Annotated in this window: 7 protein-coding genes; 3 read left to right on the top strand and 4 right to left on the bottom strand. The window is 45.1% G+C overall.

What is annotated here, in order from left to right; translation table 11 throughout:
• Positions 1-844: 844 nt before the first annotated feature.
• From RMO27_RS13980 to RMO27_RS13990, 3 genes are all read right to left on the bottom strand, one after another.
• Positions 845-2,680, bottom strand: a complete 1,836-nt coding sequence (locus RMO27_RS13980; RefSeq protein WP_309733508.1) for an N-acetylmuramoyl-L-alanine amidase — start codon at positions 2,678-2,680, stop codon at positions 845-847.
• Positions 2,681-3,043: 363 nt separating this feature from the next.
• On the bottom strand, positions 3,044-3,583 hold the full coding sequence (locus tag RMO27_RS13985; RefSeq protein ID WP_309733510.1) for a pyridoxamine 5'-phosphate oxidase family protein: 540 nt from the start codon (positions 3,581-3,583) through the stop codon (positions 3,044-3,046).
• A 113-nt stretch (positions 3,584-3,696) separates the two neighbouring features.
• Positions 3,697-3,996, bottom strand: a complete 300-nt coding sequence (locus RMO27_RS13990) for a hypothetical protein (RefSeq protein WP_309733512.1) — start codon at positions 3,994-3,996, stop codon at positions 3,697-3,699.
• A gap of 261 nt (positions 3,997-4,257) precedes the next feature.
• Here RMO27_RS13990 and RMO27_RS13995 point away from each other — a divergent pair, with 261 nt between their 5' ends.
• The 3 genes from RMO27_RS13995 (at position 4,258) to RMO27_RS14005 (ending at position 5,383) form a co-directional block, all read left to right on the top strand.
• Positions 4,258-4,563 (top strand): hypothetical protein, encoded by a 306-nt coding sequence (locus RMO27_RS13995; RefSeq protein WP_309733514.1) that lies wholly within the window; start codon positions 4,258-4,260, stop codon positions 4,561-4,563.
• Between the two features lie 102 nt (positions 4,564-4,665).
• Positions 4,666-4,971, top strand: a complete 306-nt coding sequence (locus RMO27_RS14000; protein ID WP_309733516.1) for a hypothetical protein — start codon at positions 4,666-4,668, stop codon at positions 4,969-4,971.
• A 103-nt stretch (positions 4,972-5,074) separates the two neighbouring features.
• Positions 5,075-5,383 carry a hypothetical protein gene (locus RMO27_RS14005; protein WP_309733517.1) on the top strand — a complete coding sequence of 103 codons (309 nt, stop codon included), beginning with the start codon at positions 5,075-5,077 and terminating at the stop codon, positions 5,381-5,383.
• Between the two features lie 279 nt (positions 5,384-5,662).
• On the opposite strand, the gene RMO27_RS14010 is transcribed toward RMO27_RS14005, so the two are convergent.
• On the bottom strand, positions 5,663-6,138 hold a 476-nt coding region (locus RMO27_RS14010; RefSeq protein WP_309733519.1), incomplete at its 5' end, for an ATP-binding cassette domain-containing protein.

Genomic DNA, 6,138 nt, shown 5'->3' on the forward strand with positions numbered 1-6,138 from the left:
GGTACAGTTTAGTTCTGGAGCTAATAGTAATAATGAGTCCAGATTCGGAATCTTAGGCACGATCGGTGTCGATGTCAATTTATTTGAAAATGTAGCACTAGTAGTCAACTACAACACTGATTTTGCCTCGATTAATGGGGTAAATTTTGGCCTGGGATTTGAGTTCTAGTTAATCCTAGCGATCTTCTCATCTCAAATTAGTTTAAAACACCTCAAACAGGAATAGCAGGGGCATAAATTGCCCCTGCTATTCCTGTAAAGACGAATTGTCAGCTTAAACAGCAGGAGCCGCTCGCCTACCGCTTCGGAGGCGATGAGAGGAATGCGAGCAAGACAACGATTGACGATAGATCTGCCCCATTCTAACACTCATTCTTTAAGCGACCAGTGCCGAATAAATCGAAACGACTTCTTACCATTCTTATCAGATCTGCCCATGTATGTACAGTAGAAATGACTCTCAGCGCGATTTTCTTGTGTATACCAAAGCTTGCGACTTTTGCACAAATATCGATCGGCAACAGAAAGTAGATCGAATGAATTAACTCATGAATTTACCTGCACGACTAAATTCTGGTTACTTTTTAGCGATCGTTGAAACTCATGCTCATAATCGGGATGAATCCATGATAAATCTCGATCGGATAACTCTAACCTATCGATCGTATTTATCAGAATCGATACTATATCTAACTGACCTGGAGCGATACAAATATCGGTTCCAGGAATCAGTGTATTTTTGTGACTAATTAGTGCAACAGTTCGATTGGTTACAATCTCCAATCTTACATATTCTAAATAGTCAAGATTGCCCTGACGAATTTAGCGGCCAGACTTGAAGCAATTAATTTGATGCTGACTGCAACCACTGGGTAATACCATCAGCGATCGATTTAGCCATTTTTTGCTGTTCTTGGGGATTGGCAATTAGCTCAAACTCGCCAGGATTGCTCATAAAACCCCACTCTAGCAGCACCGAAGGCGATGCCGAAGGGCGAGCCAGCGCGAGATTATCCCAAAATACGCCATAAGCATTCCGACCCGTATCTTTGACCACATAATTGTGTAGATACATGGCAAGGCTTTGGGCTTGGGCGTGGTACCAGAAGGTGGAGAAACCTTTGGTGTCGGGGTTGCCGCCATCGGGGAGGGAGTTGTGATGGACTGAGAGCGCGAGGGTGGGTTCGAGGTTGTCGATGATGGTTTGACGATCGCTCAATTCGATAAATTTATCCGCTTCCCGTGTCAGATATACCGACGCACCGCGCATCGCTAGCTCGTTGGCTAGAAGTTTCGCAGCATAGAGATTGGCATCTTTTTCACTCGCACCATTCGGCCCGAGAGCGCCAGAATCTTTACCACCGTGGCCGGGATCTAATAAGATCTTGGTACCAGCGAGGGGTTTGCTGAGATTACCTTTATCGAGTTTGGGTGGGTGGCGGAGGGATAACACCAGGTTACTACCTTGGTATCTGAGCTTATAACCCCATTGCTGTTTTGATTTGAGGTTAAATACATACTGCACCACCCCAGGGCTGGTTTGCTTCCAATCTAGCCGCGAAACGGTGGGATTATCATTGAAGCGGATAATGTCAGTTTGCGCGGTGGTATTGTACAGCGTCAGGGTGAGGGTATTTGTGCCTTGTTCGAGGGTAACTGGCACGGGGACTTGCAACGGAATCGTCACATCGGTGGCTCCGTCACGTTCTTTACTGGTGACGCTTTTGACGATCGTTTTAGGTGGGATGGTCGCTCCAGTGGTGATTTTGACTTGCTCTGCCAAAATCCAAGCCCCATAATCGAGCCGTACCCAGTTGGTTTGTTTACCATTATTATTGCCAGTCTGACGGGCGGTGATCGAGGCTCTAGTGCCTTTCGGTAGCGGAGTCAGGCGACTAAAATCAGAACCCGCGCCTGTGCGCACAATCCCACTTTCGACGATTACTTCCGCAATATCTAAATTGGTAGGCGAGAGGATCTGGACTTTACCAGGAGCGGCTTGGGAGACAGTCGTAGGTGGATTGCCCACTTCGAGTTTATAGGTGGGATTGCCCAAATCGGCAGCAGCGGAAGCGATCGCGCAGCCTAAATACTGCCCAGCACCGTACATCGCTTGGGGTTGATTGCGATCGATTAATGCGGCTTTATTATCGGGTAACTCGACGCCGTTGGTTTGTTCTTGAAGTTTAATATCCTGTCCGGCGACATTGACTTGCACCTTGGCTTTGGTGGGCGCACTAGCACCAAAACAGACCAATTCTCCAGGCATCCGCGCCATATCGCCTTGCGGCTCTAGGGAATTGGGCGCAAAATTATCTTTGGGCGCATCAGTTTTTGATGCTGCCGATCGGGTGACGACGATCGTTTTTGATTGACCTTTATAATCGACCTCGAAGGTGTTTTTGCCCACCTTGAGATTGAAGACTGAGGCAAAATGTCCCTTTTGAGAGCGGGGGACGGGCTTATTATTTACTGAGACTTTGCCTTCACTTGGCGCGCTCCCGATCAAAAATATTCGATCGGAGGCAGTCTGATAATCAGCGGGGGGATATGACACATATAGCGATTTTGAGGTCGCTGGTTGCGGGGAAATTAGTTGAGCCGCAACTAGCGGTACGCAGATCGCTGACAAGCCGATCGCGCCACCTAAAATTTCTAAATGCGAATACTTGCCGAGCATGTTTTTTTTAAATCGGTAATTTGGTATGAAATAAAATTGGTTCTCAGCTCCCATCTAGCAACAAGCTGTGCTGGCTATCTGCGATGCTGTAACAATTACAGACAATTCGCCAGTCAAGAATGATCGAGTATCGATCGAGAGTGACTGAGTGTATATACTTATTTATTGTTCGGGATTATAGCACTTCTCCCATCCTCAACAGATAGTATTCTAGCAATCCGCTACTAATTGCTTTGATAAAGGCAATTCGAGAGCCAGTTATAACTAATGCAGTTGTCTCGATCTCGATAGATAATGTTCCGTCCCAAGGTGAAGATTTACGTCTGTTCACAAGTCGCGATCTCAAGAGTCTGCTGACTGCCGCTACTCCAAATAAGTCGGTAATCCATCAATGCTCGTGAGATTTTTTTGGTGTTGATATGCGCTCACGCCTTCTGTCCCTTTGGTAGTTGCCCAATCGAGCAGAGTCGAGCGTTCGGTCTGAAGTTCGTAGATGGGCACGCCATAACCACAAGATGTCTGCACTGATTCTAGCTGCAACAAGATGAGCTGACGTTTGCCAGGGAGATCGGTGAATCGATCGATGAGCAGATCCCACTGTGAACTACCAGGACTCACAACTTCACCTTTGCCATAGAGCCGCAAGATTAACGGCTTGTCAGTGAAGCTACAGAACATCATCGTCATCCGCCCATTTTGATGTAGATGTGCGGCTGTTTCGTTGCCACTGCCAGTGAGATCCAAATAGGCAACTCGATCGAAATCTAGACACCGAAACGAATCGATCCCTTTGGGTGACAGGTTAATGCGTCCGTCGATTGGGGCAGTCGCGGTAAAAAAGAGCTGTTGCTGGCTGATAAATTCACACAGTTTGGCGTCTAGTTGGGCGTAAAATTTAGCCATGGGAATTAGGTCTAGGAGATCTAAATTCTAATCATTTTGAGCAATGCTGTAAACTAGGCGCAACACCAGCTTAAAATCTGATTTACCTTTGCTGCTGACCAACGAGCACCCGATCATTTGACCCTCATCCCCATTTTTTTAACGGCTGACTCCACATCTCCAGCACCAATAACTGATTCTATCTCCTCAAAATTATCGAGTTCTTCCGTGGGCATATTCCGATATAAAACCTCTGCTAGTTTTTGCCTACAAGTATCAATCTTCTTTCTATCTTCACTATTCATCACATTCTCCCTATTTTTATTTATGATGCCCGATCGGTAGCAAATAACGATTGACAAAGCTTGGTTGTTATTGATCGAAACTTTCACCGTCGCAACAAAACTTGCATTTTTGTCGATCGGACAACACAAATAATTTCTGATGTTATATGGGTTTCAGCGCGATCTGAGGATATTTTTGATTTTAATCAGCAATATTCCTGGAAAACGAATATCCCGATCTGTAGTTATCAGTATGAACGCAACAGACACAATACATACTCTAGTTAATACCGTCAAAACTCAGATTAAAGTTGAAATTATATCTCGAAGTTTTACGGAATTAGTCAAAAAGATTTGTAGTCTCCAGCATAAGTAAATCGTTAACAACTCAGTCACTAAGGAATATCGATCGTGAACTTCAAATCTATTCTCATTGTCGGCATCAGCTTCGCTACTATCGGATTATCTCTCCCGGCTCATGCTGATACCGCGACTGTTGTTGATAGCAATCAAAGCACGATCGTCACTGGTAATCGCAACAACACTTTCCAAAATAACACCACTGGCGTCAGCAATTCTCAAACTGGTCGCCGCACTACTAGCAACACTGGGACTTCCATCTCCAACGGTCAAGCAACAGATATTTCTGGCAACCGTAACACCACCATTCAAAACAATGGTACCAGTGTCAACAACACGATCCGTCGCACTCGCTAATCATCTTTAGTGCGGTTGCAAACAACTTTATTTGCAGCCACAAGTTTTGACATTTTTTAATTGCGATCGACTCACTTATTTACTTATTTAGGAATCTCAACCATGAACTTCAAATCTATCCTCGTTGTCGGTCTTAGCTTCGCTACATTGGGCTTGTCGCTTCCCGCTCATGCCGATACTGCCACCGTAATTGGTAATACTCAAAGCGCAGTTATCACGGGTAATCGCAACAGCACTTACCAAAATAACACCACTGGTGTCAGCAATTCTCAAACTGGTCGTCGCACTACTAGCAGCACTGGTACTTCGATCTCTAGCGGTCAAGCTGTGGATGTCCAAGGTAATCGCAACACAACTATTCAAAACAACGGTACTACTGTCAACAACACCATCCGCCGCACACGCTAATCAGCTCTTTGCGGTTGTGGTGGGACACGACATTTACAACCGCAAATTTAGATACTTGTAACTGCACTTACTTTACTTATTTACTTACTTGGAATTCTCAATTATGAACTTTAAATCTATCCTGGTTATTGGTTTAAGCTTGGCAACTGTCGGTTTGTCACTCCCCGCTCATGCTGGCGATACCATGACCACTATTAGCAACGATCAAAGCTCGATCGTCACTGGCAATCGCAACACTACTACTCAAAAGAATACTACTGGCGTGAGCAACATTCAAACCGGTCGCCGTAATACTTCTACCACTAGTACTTCCGTTGCTAACGGTCAAGCTACTGATGTTGCTGGCAATCGTAACAATACCTACCAAAACAACGGTACGACTGTCAACAACACCATCCGCCGCACTCGTTAAATTAATTGATAATTGATAATTTACAATTGATAATTGGGTTGTTCGGGTGGAGTTTAAATCCCCATCCTAACTACAATTCACCTGTAGGAGTGCCCCTTGTGGGTATCCCCAGATCTCCGCTTTTACTAGTCCCCATGTATTGGTGCAAGATGTGAGTAATCAGATCCTAACGATCGATCTAGTCCCGAATATTGAATACCGAGCATTAATACTATATCCCCAATTTCCTTAAGGAAATTAGGGGAATTTATTAGCTATCAACTATCAACTATCAACTAATTATTGATAACCGGCGGCTTGGAGCGAGAATAGATGCGCGTACCGTCCCCCAGCTTGTAATAATTGCGCGTGGGAACCTTGTTCGATAATTTCACCATTAGCCATCACGACGATTTTGTCTGCCATTCTGACAGTCGAAAAGCGATGCGAAATCAGGACTACCATCCGATCTTGAGTGAGCGATCGAAAATGATTGAAGATATTCATTTCCGCTTCAGCATCCATCGCCGCCGTTGGTTCGTCTAAAATTAGAATATCTGCATCAGATCGCATAAAAGCTCTTGCCAGGGCGATCTTTTGCCATTGTCCACCCGATAGTTCTTGACCACCTTTAAACCATTTTCCCAACTGAGTATCGAATTTTTCGGGTAACACATCGATAAAGGGTTTCGCCATCCCTTTATTGGCAGCGATGTCCCATTCTTTGCGATCGTCCAAATGTTCGACATCACCGACGCCGACATTTTCGCCGACTG

Origin of the sequence: Chamaesiphon sp. OTE_75_metabat_556 (assembly GCF_031378165.1) — a bacterium.
Taxonomy (GTDB): Bacteria; Cyanobacteriota; Cyanobacteriia; order Cyanobacteriales; family Chamaesiphonaceae; genus Chamaesiphon.

Coding starts and splice junctions, on each gene's coding strand:
- RMO27_RS13980 (WP_309733508.1), bottom strand. CDS start 2,680: ATGCTCGGCAAGTATTCGCATTTAGAAATTTTAGGTGGCGCGATCGGC.
- RMO27_RS13985 (WP_309733510.1), bottom strand. CDS start 3,583: ATGGCTAAATTTTACGCCCAACTAGACGCCAAACTGTGTGAATTTATC.
- RMO27_RS14000 (WP_309733516.1), top strand. CDS start 4,666: ATGAACTTCAAATCTATCCTCGTTGTCGGTCTTAGCTTCGCTACATTG.
- RMO27_RS14005 (WP_309733517.1), top strand. CDS start 5,075: ATGAACTTTAAATCTATCCTGGTTATTGGTTTAAGCTTGGCAACTGTC.